The sequence below is a fragment of the Bradyrhizobium sp. MI1.11 genome (assembly GCF_055811255.1).
Map to the genome: position 1 here is coordinate 50,193 of NZ_JBVVPM010000003.1, position 12,262 is coordinate 62,454.

The window sequence follows — 12,262 nt, forward strand, 5'->3', positions numbered from 1 at the left end:
TCTCCGAAATCAGCACAAGAGAAAAAATGATTAATCAAAAATAAATCGACTCACAATTCAATGCAATTTAATTTCAATGTTTATTTAAATAAACAGGCAATTGAGAAGTCTGAAGGGGACGTGGAACCTGCAGGATTTCATTGAGATACGCGCCATATCCGCTCTTCTGCAGCGGCTCGGCCAGCGCGAAAAGTTGGTCACGATTGATGAAGCCGAGTCTGAAGGCGACCTCCTCAAGACAGGCGATCTTCATTCCCTGTCGCTTTTCCAGGGTCTGCACGAACGTCCCGGCATCGATGAGAGACTCGACCGTGCCCGTATCCAGCCAGGCAAACCCGCGCCCCATGCGCTCAACGTGTAGCGCGCCGGCCGAAAGGTAGCGCATCTGAAGATCGGTGATCTCGAGCTCTCCGCGCGGCGACGGTTCGACGCGACGAGCGTAGCGGACAACGCGGTTGTCGAAAAAATAAAGCCCTGTAATTGCCCAGTTCGAAGCTGGCCGTCTGGGCTTCTCCTCAATCGATACTGGACGGTCCGCCTCATCAAACGCAACGACGCCATATCGTTCTGGGTCCCGCACGTGATAAGCAAAAACCGTTGCACCTTCCTCACGTCCTGCCGCCCTGGCAAGCAGTTCGCTCAGGCCATCGCCGAAGAAGATATTGTCTCCAAGCACCATCGCCACACGATCGCTGCCGATGAAATCGGCACCAACAATGAAGGCGTCCGCGAGACCGGCGGGACGGGTTTGTTCCGCGTAGCTGAGCCGAATGCCCCATTGGCTGCCGTCCCCCAGCAACCGCTCGAATTGGCACCGGTCTGACGGCGTGGTAATAATCAGAATTTCGCGGATCCCCGCCAACATCAGCGTCGACAGGGGATAATAGATCATCGGCTTGTCATAGATCGGGAGCAACTGCTTGCTGACCACGCGTGTGATCGGATAGAGGCGCGTTCCGCTGCCGCCGGCCAGCACGATTCCCTTCAGCATCGGTTTCTCCTTCTCCGACCAGCTGGTCTAGACAAGATTCCAGTGAGTGGCGCCAAGGTGCCAATCGAATCCCGAACACCCGTTCGGCCTTGGATGAGTCCAGGCGCGAGTTCCGAGGTCGACGCGCAGCGGTTGGAAACTCCTCGGTGGTGATCGCCTCAAGCACCGGAATCCGCGCTCCACGACGGGAACGCTCGTGGAAGATTGCCTGCGCAAAGTCGTACCAGCTTGTCTCGCCTTGACCGGCGAGATGAAAGATGCCGGCCGCGGTCCTGCGATCGACCGTTACTGACCGCTCTGCGATCTGAAGGACAGCCTCCGCGAGATCGTATGCGTAGGTCGGATTTCCGTGTTGGTCCCGAACAACCCTTACGATGGGCTGCGTCTCGCATAACCGCAACATCGTTCGAACGAAGTTGCTGCTATAGGGGCTGTAAAGCCACGAGCATCTGATCACGGTCGCGAGCGGATGCGCGGCCAATACAGCAGCTTCGCCGGCAAGCTTCGACGCGCCGTAGACATTTAACGGCGCGGGAATGTCGCTTTCGTCGTACGCATCCGGTTTTGCGCCGTCGAACACATAGTCGGTCGAGAGATGGATGAGTGGAATATTCATCTGCCAAGCGACATTTGCCAGCGTTGCCGCGCCATCGCGGTTGATGCTGAACACTTTCGCCGCTTCAGATTCGGCCCGATCGACCGCCGTATAAGCGGCCGTATTGATGATTGCAGACGGCGCGATCGACGCGATGAGCTTGTCGATCCCTTCGCGGTTCTCCAGATCGAGTTCTCGGTGCCCGAGAGCCACCGCAGGCAGACCGCGCATTGCAGCGAGACCACGAAGACACTTCGCCAACTGACCGTTCCGTCCGGCAATGAGGATGGGTCGATCTGTCATCTTCACCTCAATGTTGAGCAGCGAGCAGACCCAGACGCGAGCCGTCATAGACACCGCAGCGAGCACGCTGCCACCATGCACGATTGTTGAGATACCATCCGACCGTTTCCGCCAAGCCCTGTTCGAAGGTTCTCGTCGGTTCCCAGCCAAGTTCGAGATGTGCCTTCGACGCGTCGATTGCATAGCGCGCATCATGTCCCGGACGATCCGGCACGAACGTAATGAGAGATCGTCTCGCTCCCGCGCCCGGGGATAACCGATCCACCACGTCACAAATCCGGGTGACCACCTCCAGGTTGGATCGCTGGCCGTCTCCGCCGAAATTGTACTTCTCGCCCGGTCTTCCTTCGTACAAAAGTCTTATCAAGCCAGCGGCATGATCATCGACATGAAGCCAGTCGCGAATATTTCTGCCGTCGCCGTAGACCGGTAGCGGTTTCCGGTCGATCGCATTGAGGATCGTCAGCGGAATGAGCTTTTCCGGGAACTGGTACGGCCCGTAATTGTTCGAGCAATTCGATACGATGACCGGCAGACCGTAAGTTCTGAACCACGCGAGTGCGAGGTGGTCCGAGGCGGCCTTGCTCGCCGAGTACGGCGAACTCGGCCTGTAGGGCGTGTCCTCGCGAAACAGGTCGTGCGGACCCAATGAGCCATAGACTTCGTCTGTCGATACATGGATGAAGCGGAACGGCTTTCGTCGAGGAAACGGCAGACGTTCGTAGTAAGTCCTGGCAGCCTCCAACAGCGTATAGGTGCCAACTATATTGGTGTTGACGAAGGCGCCGGGCCCATTGATCGAACGGTCGACGTGGCTTTCGGCGGCCAGATGTATGATCGCATCCGGCTCGTAGTCGGCGAACGCGAGATCCATAACGTCGCGATCGCAGATATCGGACTGCAGGAACGCATAAGACTCCAGTCCCTCGATGCTCGCCAGCGAAGCCAGGTTGGCTGCGTATGTCAACTTGTCGATGTTGATCACTGCGGCGCCGGTCTGCTGCACCAAACGGCGACACACCGCAGAACCGATAAATCCCGCTCCGCCGGTCACCAAGATACGCATTCCACTCATCTCCACTATTCGAAAACGCAAGCAAGCTGGTCGAGCGCAGGAAGAGTCTGGTCTCTTGGCGAGACCTGAGCCTCTGAGGTCGTCACGGGCCACTTGATCCCCAATGCTGGATCAGCCCAATAGATGCCGCCGTCATGGCATGGGGCGTAGATCTGGTCGACCTTGTACAAGACGACGGGCTTGGGCTGCAGCGTACAGAAACCATGCGCGAACCCCTTCGGAATAAACACCTGCTCACCGCTTTCACTATCCAACTGAATGGCGATGTGCTTGCCGAAGCTCTGCGATGAACGCCGGAGATCAACAGCAATATCGAGAATAGCTCCGTTCAACACCCGTATGAGCTTGGCCTGGGCGAAAGGCTGTCGCTGGAAATGCAAGCCGCGCACCGTGCCGATCCGATCTGAGCTGGATTGATTATCCTGAACGAAGTCATGGAGGATTCCCTTCTCAGCAAAAGCCGATCGCTGAAAGGTCTCACAGAAGTAGCCGCGGGCATCGGAAAACCGATCTGTTCGAATTACTTTGACATCGGGGATCGCAAAGGATCGCAGTTCCAGCATTGGGCACCTCCTGCCGGCCCTCAATATTCCCCTATCGGGGTTAGTTGCGACGGACCATAAATATCCGACGGAATTTAATTATCCGCCCGCCGACCCGTCTCGCAACAATCACATTATTCTCGATGCAAATACCGGCCAGACCGTAACTCCTAGAATATCCTCTATTTTGCTAACGCCCGACCGAAAACGGCAAAGCCGCCGTCATTTTCAATTTCACTTACATTAATATATGATTTATTTAATTTGGCAAGCAGATTTTTATATGCATATAATCCCCCACCGCCTGCGCGCCCCTTGATCTGCGGGCGAGCGGCCCCAACGTGACCCACCGTCGGACAGGTACGTGATGCTCCAGAACAATCTTCGACACACGGATAGCGTACGGCTGCCTGTGACCGGGCTGGCCCAACCCGTTCAAACGGACAGCGGAGGAATCAGCGACGTCATCAATTTCGGCATCGGGCTTCTACGACGCCAATATCTCATGATCCTTGTCACTGCCGGGCTCGTAACTGCAGCCAGCCTGCTTTATCTCCGGTTGGCGTCTCCAACCTATACGGCGCAGGTTCAGATCCTGTTGGCTACTCCAAGGCCCCAATTTGTCCAGCAGCAATCGCTCCTCGCCGAGCCGGCCTTCGATCTCAATCAAATCGAGACCCAGCTTCAGCTCCTGAGATCAAAGGCCACTGCGGTGGCGGTCATCGACCAGTTGAAACTGTCGGACGATCCGGACTTTAGTGCGACAGGGCTATCGCTACAATCGCTCTGGCAGCGAATTCGGTCATGGGCGTCGATTGGATCGAAGAACGATGGCCCATCCGATACCCATGGCGAACCATTAGACACTATCGTAGACGCGTTTCTCGATCGGCTTTCGGCAGGGCGTGTCGGGTACAGCAACGTCATCGAGATCAGCTTTAATTCGAGCACCGCACTCCGGGCCGCGGAGATCGTCAACGCCGTAGCCAACACCTATGTTGCGGACCAGCTCAATGGGAAATTCGATGCTAATCGCAGGGCAACAAGCTGGCTGCAGGAGAGGCTGCGCGATCTCGGCGACCAAGCCCTCGCTGCACAACGTGCCGTCGACGTCTACAAGACCCAGAACAATATCGTTTCTTTGGACGGAAAGCCCATCGACGACCAGCAGGTCACAGAAATCAACAACCGATTGGCTGCCGCTCGCGCCCAGACCTCTGAAGCCACGGCCAAGTTGGCTCGCTACGAAACCCTCCTTGCCTCCGATCCGACAAAGCCGTCCTCGATGAACAATCTGGATGCAATCGGAGCCGATTCGACAAACAGTCAGATCATCAACGGGTTGCGTCAGCAGTATCTGGAACTCATGAGGCGTGAGGCCGAGTTGTCGGCCAGGGTAGGTCGCGACCACCTGGCAGTCGTCAATATCCGGAACCGCGCGCGGGAATTTCGCGTCTCCATTTTCGACGAAGTCAAAAGACTCGCCGAAGTCAGCCGAAGCGAGTTCGAATTCGCCAAACAGCGCCAACAAGAAATCGAAAAGCAACTCTCCAAGGCCGTTTCGCAGTCCCGTTCAGTCAATTCTGCCGAGCTGACCATCAAGGAGTTGGAAAGCCGGGCAAAGGGTTTGCGTGGCTTGTACGAGACCTTTCTGCAGCGTTACATGGGCTCCGCGCAGCAGGAGACATTTCCCGTCTCGGAAACGCGGGTACTTTTTCCCGCTTCGCCGCCGCCGAGCAAGAGCAAGCCAAAGACAACGTTGGTGCTGGCGTTCGGCATCTTCGGCGGTCTCGCGATGGGCGTCGGCTTGGCGCTCCTCAGAGACATCATGGACCGCGTCTTTCGTACCTCTTCACAGGTGGAAACTGTGCTGGAATTGCCTTGCCTGTCTTTAGTACCATTGTTACCGGCCCGCAAATCCGCGAAGCTACCAGTTCGCTCCCAGCCAACCGATGATGACGTTCAACAACGGATAGTTCCGTCTCCAATGGCAATTCATCGGACCGTGGTTGGAATGCCGCTATCTCGATATACCGAGGCCATTCGTTCCATCAAGCTAGCCATCGACCACAATCCGGCCAAAATCTCCTCCCAGGTCATCGGCATTACCTCGGCCCTGCCGAATGAGGGGAAGACTACGATTGCAGCCTCGCTCGCGCAATTGATCGGGCACACCGGCAAGAAAGCTATCATCGTCGATTGCGACCTCAGGAATCCCTCACTTTCTGCGATCTTTGCGCCCAGGGCTGTCAACGGAATCATCGAAGTTGCAAACGGCAGCCGATCCCTGGCGGACACGATTTGGCGAGATCCCACGACGAACCTTGCATTTCTACCCGCCGTGCGGCGGGGATCTCTGCTTCACACCAGCGAGATTCTGTGCGCCGACGCAATAAGCAAGCTGTTCGACCGTCTGCGAGCTGACTATGACTACGTCATCGTCGACCTTCCTCCCCTGACCCCGTTAGTTGATGTCCGAGTCACTTCATCTCTAATAGACGGCTATATTCTAATCGTTGAGTGGGGCCGCACCAAAATAGATGTCGTGCAGCACGCATTGCACACGGCACCCAACATTCATGAATCGCTGATTGGGGCAGTTCTCAGCAAGACGGATACCAAGGCAATGGCTCGATATGACGGCCATCGGAGCTATTACTATCATGACAGCCACTATATCCGTTATGGCCTTTCCGGCTCTTGATGCTGTCTCGTAGCGGCCTGCACGTTCTCCGGCCACCGGAGTGGCCGCACCACACCATGGTGTTTACATGATTATCTGGCTTGTCCTGTTAGCCGAGTTTGTGGCGATCACCGCGGCGCTCGCAATGCCGGAAAGCCTGCAAAGCTTGGGATTGGCATCATTCATACTAGCAACAGCCGCGCTGGTTGTAGCGGTCTTTCCATCGCCCGCCTCCCTCGGGCTCACCAAGCTGCTCCGGACTGGTCCCGTCGTTGTGCTCGCGGCTCCGGCCCTCTGGATGGCGTTACAGGTGGTGCCGATGCCTATGGACACGCTCGGAAATCCCATCTGGGCAACTGCTTCGGCGGCTTTAAGCGAGCCCCTCGCCGAAAAAATCACACTCGATATGGGGGCGACTATGCTCTCGCTGGCGCAGTATTGCGCTGTGCTGGCCGCGGCCCTCGTCACTGCGGTCATCACGCTTGACCGATATCGCGCAGCGCAAGTCCTGCATATACTACTGGCGATAGCCACGATTGCCACGGCCATGTGGTTCGGCAAGGAAACTGCCGGTGTCGCCGGGCCCGATGGCTCAACCGTCGCAGTGCTCGGCGTCTTGCTCTCCTGCGCCACGGCAATACGCGCGGCCGATCAAATAGCGCGGCACAGTCGGCCAGGAACAGTTGCGCCAGTTCCGTTCCTTGTTCTGTCCGCCGCGACCATCGCAATGATTGTCTGCTTGGCCGCGCTGCTCATTCGGACCAACTCCACCGCCGTCGTCGCCGCCCTCCTCGGATCAGCAATCTTGCTCTCGGTTTTCGTTATTCGCAGGTGGTTCTTGGGCTTGTGGGGCACCGCTGGCGTTTTCGCAACCGCCGCAATATTCTGTATTGCCAGCGTAACGGTTATTCCGTTTAGGACGAACACCGATGTGACGATCGCCTTGTCAACGAGCAGTCAGATCGCGACAGAACGGATGCTACAGGAGGTCAGGCCGGCGGGATCCGGTGCCGGCGCTTCGACGGTCCTTTTGCCGCTTTATCGGGACATTGGAATCGGCGCCCCGCGAGAAAGGCCAACGGCCGCCGCCGCAATGGTTATAGACATGGGCTGGGCGTTCCTTTGCGGCCTTGTAGTAATAGCGATGCTCGGCGCTTGTATTCTGATCAGGCGTTCTCTGTCACGAGCTTACGACTACGTGTACCCCGCCTTGGGCGCCGGTGCTTCGATTGCACTGACGATACTGGCCTTTGCCGACCATGGAATTCTGGGTTTGGGCGTATCGCTTTTGGTCGCTGCGCTTTTTGGGCTGGCGTTCGGTCAAAGCGTCTCCGGTGCAGGCCGTGAGGCCATATCCTTGGAATCGAAAGAGGCTTCGGACTGGATGGCCGGTCCAGCTCCGGCGTCTCGTCCAAGGCTCGCGCCGGCGTTTGCCATCCCATGGCCGCGCGCTGCTCTGGCGGTGCTTGGAATAGCGCTGATCATACAGACGATATGGATGGTCCTCCCTGGCCGGTATCTCGGAGGTCAGTCTTCTTTGTCGGCAGCTGTTTCGGCCGCAGCAGCATGGCCAAACGGGATCTCGAAACCAGTTTCAGCTGCGGCAGCGCATGAAGACCTTTGGATCCGAGGGGAATCACGATCCCGTGGAGATCCGGCTCTCGCCGCGGACGAGCAAAAAACGGAACTTCCGGCAGCGTCGAATGCGTTTGCCCGCGCGCTGCGCTCGTCGCCGCTCCGCGGCGACATTTGGCTCATGCTCGCGGCGGCGCCGAAACAGAATTCGATCCAGACGGCAGCCATGCTCAAGATGTCGTACTATACTGCGCCGAACGATCTGGATCTGCTTCCGTTGAGGCTGTCCGTCGCGCTCGCTACAGATGCTGTGGTACGCGAGCTTGAATTTCGGGACTTGATCAAGCGCGACGTCAGCCTCGTCGTTACGCGTCGACCTGCTATCAGACCAGCGCTTGTGGCCGCGTACCGGTCAGCCTCGGCCGAGGGGAAGATCTATCTCGAGAACTTAATTTCGGAGCTCGATCCGACCTACCTCGACAACATGCGCGCGCGGAATTCCCGACAGGGATCTCGATAGGATCCTCTGAGCAGTGCGACATATTAAATGGCGGGAACCAGGATTTTTCTCTTGATAAATCGGATTAATTAATAATATATTAAATATTAACTCGCGGGTGTCCCGACAATGAATTTCGTGAACCGACATTTCCCCGATCGGGAAGTTACGGATCGTGTCAGTCCCGGGCCGATAGTATCCCGCCAGCACAAATGGCCTCTCCGTTACGACTCGATCGAATACGTGGCGCTCTGTGCGGATATTGCGACCGTTGTTTTTGCGAGCGTCGTTTCGACGTGGCTGTGCCAAGCTCAGGATGGGTGGGCCGCAGGCGACTTAAGCAACGCACTTGGCCTGGCGCTAGTCAGCGCAACATGTCTCGTTTGCCTCTTGAAGACGCACGGCCTTTATCGGCCAGCCGAGCTCCTCGTCCTGCGAAGTCAGATGCGCGCCGTCTGGATTGCATGGGCGTCATTGTTGTTCTTGATATGGGCCGGGTACGGTTTTGCAATTGGTTCGGGCTCTTCTCACCAAGCGGGCACACTTTTCGCTGTCCTGGGCCTGGGCTTGCTTATGGCCGAGCGGTGGGGAGTGAGAGCGCTTCTCGGGAAGGGCCTGAGCGGCAGAAAATTCGCCAGCACAAACATTGTTCTGGTCAGCGACCAGCCGCTATCGAAAAACGCCGGACTGTCTGAAACGCTGGCGATGCATGGTTATTGTGTCCGAGGCCGGTTCAGCTTGCCCCCAATCGGCTTCGGTCCTGCCTGTCGAAGGCGGCTCACGGCTCGCGTGATTGACTACATTCGCAGCTCCGAGCTCGACCAGGTGGTTGTGGAAGCGAACCCGGAACGATGGCCCGAACTCCGGGCCTTCGTTGCCGATTTGCGGGTCTTGCCGCTACCGGTTGTGTTCGTGCCGGTCGGTACGGCATCCGAATTGCTTCGACACCCGACGCGAAGCCTTGGAAGTGCGGTTTGTGTTGAACTCCAGCGTGGGCCGCTTACGCAGCTGGACTGTGCGACCAAACGAATCATTGATCTTTTCGGCGCCGCGCTCGCCTTGACGATACTTGCCCCGCTGCTTGTGCTGGCCGCACTTGCAATCAAGCTGGACTCGCCCGGCCCCATATTCTTTCGACAACAACGCTGTGGTTTTAATGGCCGGATCTTCCAGATCCGCAAATTCCGGACGATGCATGTGCTCGAGGACGGACCGGCGATCCTTCAGGCCCATCGCCTCGACCGACGGGTGACGCGCGTCGGCAAATGGCTGCGTCGAACAAGCTTCGATGAACTGCCACAGCTGTTAAATGTTCTCGACGGCAGCATGTCGCTGGTCGGTCCGCGTCCTCATGCCCTGGCTCACGACGGAGAATTTGACAAGCTCGTGCGGAACTACGCCCTACGCCGCAGGGTTAGGCCAGGACTGACCGGATGGGCCCAAGTCCATGGCTGCCGCGGTCCAACCCCCACAGCCATCACGGTCGAAACACGCGTACAATACGATCTCTGGTACATCGACAATTGGAGCCTTCGGCTTGATCTCGTAATCCTGCTGCGAACTCCCCTCGAAGTGCTGCGGGGACGCAACGCCTATTAGGCGCACAGCATCACAGCGCTGCGCGGGCCATTTGACCGCAACCATCCCACGATCAATGCAGATTAGGTCACGCGCGCTGACGAAGCTTCGGAGTTGCATCCCCTATGCGAAAGTCCTCAATCCTCCGGCCAGACTTCACGGCAGCAACCAACCACCGCGGCCGCTTGCCACGCCCCGACCAAGTCTCGGAGGTCTGGGGGTTCCGGTATTTCGGCAGCACCCGCGGATATTTGCGTCTCGCTTTGGCAGTCGGAGACACGCCCGGTCCGCTTGAGTCCGCCAAAACAGCCACCCCGCCCCCGAGAACCGCCAAGCGCTTCTCCAGTTCGTGCTTTTCTGCCTTAATCCGGTCCGATAAGATCCCGCTAATTTCCTCATGAAGCGACCAGAGATCGTCAAGGGACATTGATTCTAACTCGAGTTTCTTAGCTGGCATGCTCGCACCCTGTAGTTGCGCCAAACTTAATATGCCCCAGATCGACATTTATCAAGATGGTGAACTCGATTTACCCAAGAAAATACATGGAACCGAACTGAAATCCGCAGTTCCAGATAACTGCGTCGCAACAGTCAATCAAGCCGAAAAAATGGACTATCCGCATAATTTAATCGCGGACGGGGTAAATTCACACGCCCTGCGTGCAGCCACGCAACCATTCAAGCGAGACCCGACGTGACGGACCACATCAAGTGGCCGCACGGGAATCTGCAACGCAGTATTCTCCATGAATATGGTTGGGCGTAGGCTGTCCCTCGTTCTAGTCTCGTATTGCAGGGCTTCGGATATGCATAACTCGACGCGGATAAACTCAATATCCCTCAGCGCTAGGTTCTGTACCTATAACCATTGAGCGTTTGCGTTTGTCGTGATTCAAGCGTCCTAGGAGGACCTTGATCATGGCCCGGTACGATGTTTCGGACACCGAGTGGCGTTTGATCGCACCGCTGCTGCCCAACAGACCGCAGGGCGTGGCACGGGTGGATGGACCGACGGATCATCAATGCGATCTTTTATGTTTGAGGACGGGCTCGCCCTGGCGCGATCTACCCAGTCGTTAAGGGCCTCGACTGCTATAATCGCGACAATCGCTGGTCAAAAGCTGGCGTCTGGCTACGGATTTTTCACTTGCGGCGCAATCACCCGGATCCCTGCACCTCATAGACGCCTCGATCATTCGCGCTCACCAGCATGCAGCCGGTGGTAAAAAGGGGGCCCGGATCACGCCATTGGCCGTTCTCGTGGAAGACCGAGCACCAAGATCAATGCCGTCGTGGACGTGAATGGCCTTCCATTGCGGATCGTGCTCTCCGCCGGCCAGGCATCCGACAAGACCGCCGTGGCAGCCCTGCTTGAAGGACTGCCGCCCGCCCGCGCTCTCATTGCCCATCGCGGCTCCCAGGCCATTGTCGCGAGCATGGCGGCGAGGCGCACATCCCGACCCAGCGGGAGGGTAGCGTTCAGCGCTCGGTCGACCCTGGCCTTTATCGCCAGCGCAACATGATCGAGCGCTTCTGCTGCAAAATCAAACACTTCCGCCGCGTTGCTACGCGCTTCGACAAACTCGCTAGAAACTTCCTCGCCGCTGTTCTGCCGGCATCAACTAGACCTTGGCTCAGAGCTTATGAGTCCACCACCTAGTCGCCTGAGCTCGATTTGAGCCTTCAGGTCCCCAATGTCCGACCGTGCAGCCGCGGGAAGAACGCTCCGAATGTATCTTGAAAAGTTGAAAATGCCCAAGAGGAACTCGATTGTGATTTCCTCTTTGTTCTTGCCCTGCAGCAAATCATTGGATCTGCCCGTCCCATTTAATGAAATAACCCTCGCAATAACTATTAAATAATATATTATTTATTTATTGTAGCGTAAATTTGAAGCACTGACTTTGCTCTATCGTTGATCCGCTGCTCGGGCAACGATGCCTCGAAAGCTGAGGATGACAGATGCATCAGGCGTCGATCGAACGGTGACGAGAATGCTGCGTCGGCAAGATCTCGAAGCCATGGACTTTGAGGAACTTTGGCTCCTTCACGAAGAGCTGACAAAGATACTTGCCGAAAAAATCACAGTCGAGAAGCGGGAGCTCGAAAAACGTCTTGCGCAACTCAACCAGCCGGACCAATTCGGTGAAACTGAAAGCCGGGCCGCCAGCGCCGGAACGAGCGAGCCGCCGCGCCGCAAATACCCAAAAGTCGTGCCAAAATACTTCAATCCACTCCACCCGACAGAGACCTGGTCCGGACGTGGTAAACAGCCGCGCTGGCTAGTTGCCGCGCTCCAATCCGGGCACACGCTCGAAGAGTTCAGGATTCGCGAGAACGGCGAATCGTCCGATCGGAATGCCGGCGGTCAAGGACATTAGCTCCGCGCAACTGCAGACATGTCGTTTGCTGAAACCGTTT

At 57.0% G+C, this 12,262-nt stretch carries 10 protein-coding genes and 1 pseudogene; 6 read left to right on the forward strand and 5 right to left on the reverse strand.

Annotated features, from left to right (window positions below; all coding sequences use genetic code 11):
- Nucleotides 1-73: 73 nt before the first annotated feature.
- Genes rfbA through rfbC form a run of 4 tightly spaced genes read right to left on the reverse strand, consistent with a single transcriptional unit; the run spans nucleotide 74 to nucleotide 3,527 of the window.
- Nucleotides 74-991: a glucose-1-phosphate thymidylyltransferase RfbA gene (gene rfbA, locus AC0L30_RS03790; protein ID WP_473403797.1), complete on the reverse strand. Its 918-nt coding sequence runs from the start codon at nucleotides 989-991 to the stop codon at nucleotides 74-76.
- A complete protein-coding gene (gene rfbD / locus AC0L30_RS03795; protein ID WP_473403798.1) occupies nucleotides 900-1,937 on the reverse strand; it encodes a dTDP-4-dehydrorhamnose reductase in 1,038 nt (345 codons plus the stop codon). The genes rfbA and rfbD overlap by 92 nt, the downstream gene beginning before the upstream one ends.
- Nucleotides 1,897-2,955, reverse strand: a complete 1,059-nt coding sequence (gene rfbB / locus AC0L30_RS03800; protein ID WP_473403799.1) for a dTDP-glucose 4,6-dehydratase — start codon at nucleotides 2,953-2,955, stop codon at nucleotides 1,897-1,899. The genes rfbD and rfbB overlap by 41 nt, the downstream gene beginning before the upstream one ends.
- Nucleotides 2,956-2,969: 14 nt before the next feature.
- Nucleotides 2,970-3,527 (reverse strand): dTDP-4-dehydrorhamnose 3,5-epimerase, encoded by a 558-nt coding sequence (gene rfbC / locus AC0L30_RS03805; RefSeq protein ID WP_473403800.1) that lies wholly within the window; start codon nucleotides 3,525-3,527, stop codon nucleotides 2,970-2,972.
- Nucleotides 3,528-3,873: 346 nt separating this feature from the next.
- Here rfbC and AC0L30_RS03810 point away from each other — a divergent pair, with 346 nt between their 5' ends.
- The 3 genes from AC0L30_RS03810 to AC0L30_RS03820 all read left to right on the forward strand — a co-directional run bounded on the left by AC0L30_RS03810 (nucleotide 3,874) and on the right by AC0L30_RS03820 (nucleotide 9,862).
- On the forward strand, nucleotides 3,874-6,210 hold the full coding sequence (locus tag AC0L30_RS03810) for an AAA family ATPase (RefSeq protein ID WP_473403915.1): 2,337 nt from the start codon (nucleotides 3,874-3,876) through the stop codon (nucleotides 6,208-6,210).
- Nucleotides 6,211-6,277: 67 nt separating this feature from the next.
- Nucleotides 6,278-8,284: a hypothetical protein gene (locus AC0L30_RS03815; RefSeq protein WP_473403801.1), complete on the forward strand. Its 2,007-nt coding sequence runs from the start codon at nucleotides 6,278-6,280 to the stop codon at nucleotides 8,282-8,284.
- 108 nt (nucleotides 8,285-8,392) lie between these two features.
- The gene (locus AC0L30_RS03820; protein WP_473403802.1) at nucleotides 8,393-9,862 is read left to right on the forward strand and encodes an exopolysaccharide biosynthesis polyprenyl glycosylphosphotransferase; all 1,470 of its coding nucleotides are present in this window, start codon (nucleotides 8,393-8,395) and stop codon (nucleotides 9,860-9,862) included.
- 67 nt (nucleotides 9,863-9,929) lie between these two features.
- Here the strand turns inward: AC0L30_RS03820 and AC0L30_RS03825 are convergent, their stop codons facing one another.
- Nucleotides 9,930-10,298: an H-NS histone family protein gene (locus tag AC0L30_RS03825; RefSeq protein ID WP_473403803.1), complete on the reverse strand. Its 369-nt coding sequence runs from the start codon at nucleotides 10,296-10,298 to the stop codon at nucleotides 9,930-9,932.
- A gap of 31 nt (nucleotides 10,299-10,329) precedes the next feature.
- Here AC0L30_RS03825 and AC0L30_RS03830 point away from each other — a divergent pair, with 31 nt between their 5' ends.
- The 3 genes and pseudogenes from AC0L30_RS03830 (at nucleotide 10,330) to AC0L30_RS03840 (ending at nucleotide 12,222) form a co-directional block, all read left to right on the forward strand.
- The gene (locus AC0L30_RS03830) at nucleotides 10,330-10,539 is read left to right on the forward strand and encodes a hypothetical protein (protein WP_473403804.1); all 210 of its coding nucleotides are present in this window, start codon (nucleotides 10,330-10,332) and stop codon (nucleotides 10,537-10,539) included.
- 220 nt (nucleotides 10,540-10,759) lie between these two features.
- Nucleotides 10,760-11,501, forward strand: a pseudogene (locus tag AC0L30_RS03835) (IS5 family transposase).
- Nucleotides 11,502-11,862: 361 nt separating this feature from the next.
- Entirely contained in the window at nucleotides 11,863-12,222 is a 360-nt protein-coding gene (locus AC0L30_RS03840) for an H-NS histone family protein (RefSeq protein ID WP_473403916.1), read from the forward strand.
- Nucleotides 12,223-12,262 lie beyond the last annotated feature (40 nt).

What these genes read in the sequence shown, in the direction of transcription:
- AC0L30_RS03820 (WP_473403802.1), top strand. Translation starts at nt 8,393, where the DNA reads ATGAATTTCGTGAACCGACATTTCCCCGATCGGGAAGTTACGGATCGT.
- rfbB (WP_473403799.1), bottom strand. Translation starts at nt 2,955, where the DNA reads ATGCGTATCTTGGTGACCGGCGGAGCGGGATTTATCGGTTCTGCGGTG.
- AC0L30_RS03810 (WP_473403915.1), top strand. Translation starts at nt 3,874, where the DNA reads ATGCTCCAGAACAATCTTCGACACACGGATAGCGTACGGCTGCCTGTG.
- AC0L30_RS03830 (WP_473403804.1), top strand. Translation starts at nt 10,330, where the DNA reads ATGCCCCAGATCGACATTTATCAAGATGGTGAACTCGATTTACCCAAG.
- AC0L30_RS03840 (WP_473403916.1), top strand. Translation starts at nt 11,863, where the DNA reads ATGGACTTTGAGGAACTTTGGCTCCTTCACGAAGAGCTGACAAAGATA.
- AC0L30_RS03815 (WP_473403801.1), top strand. Translation starts at nt 6,278, where the DNA reads ATGATTATCTGGCTTGTCCTGTTAGCCGAGTTTGTGGCGATCACCGCG.
- AC0L30_RS03825 (WP_473403803.1), bottom strand. Translation starts at nt 10,298, where the DNA reads ATGCCAGCTAAGAAACTCGAGTTAGAATCAATGTCCCTTGACGATCTC.
- rfbC (WP_473403800.1), bottom strand. Translation starts at nt 3,527, where the DNA reads ATGCTGGAACTGCGATCCTTTGCGATCCCCGATGTCAAAGTAATTCGA.
- rfbA (WP_473403797.1), bottom strand. Translation starts at nt 991, where the DNA reads ATGCTGAAGGGAATCGTGCTGGCCGGCGGCAGCGGAACGCGCCTCTAT.
- rfbD (WP_473403798.1), bottom strand. Translation starts at nt 1,937, where the DNA reads ATGACGGCTCGCGTCTGGGTCTGCTCGCTGCTCAACATTGAGGTGAAG.